The sequence below is a fragment of the Mesorhizobium sp. M7A.F.Ca.CA.001.08.2.1 genome (genome assembly GCF_003998455.1).
In the GTDB taxonomy this organism is placed as follows: Bacteria; Pseudomonadota; Alphaproteobacteria; order Rhizobiales; family Rhizobiaceae; genus Mesorhizobium; species Mesorhizobium ciceri.
Window position 1 is genome coordinate 1 of record NZ_RZPW01001506.1, and the last position, 334, is coordinate 334.

General features: G+C 63.2%; 1 protein-coding gene. It reads left to right on the forward strand.

The annotated features are described in order from the left end of the window. On the forward strand, positions 1-334 hold a 334-nt coding region (locus tag EN914_RS38660), incomplete at both ends, for a DUF4573 domain-containing protein (protein WP_164779322.1).

Sequence of the window (334 nt, forward strand, 5' to 3'; positions counted from 1 at the left end):
CTCCAGTAGAGCCTGTTGCTCCAGTCGATCCGGTCGAACCTGTTGCCCCAGTAGAGCCGGTCGAACCTGTCGATCCGGTCGAGCCAGTTGCTCCGGTATCACCGGTTGCACCTGTGGCGCCGGTCGAACCGGTCGCCCCAGTCGAACCTGTTGCTCCAGTCGAACCTGTCGAGCCAGTTGCTCCGGTATCACCGGTCGAGCCGGTTGCTCCAGTAGAGCCTGTTGCTCCAGTCGATCCGGTCGAACCTGTTGCCCCAGTAGAGCCGGTCGAACCTGTCGATCCGGTCGAGCCAGTTGCTCCGGTATCACCGGTTGCACCTGTGGCGCCGGTCGA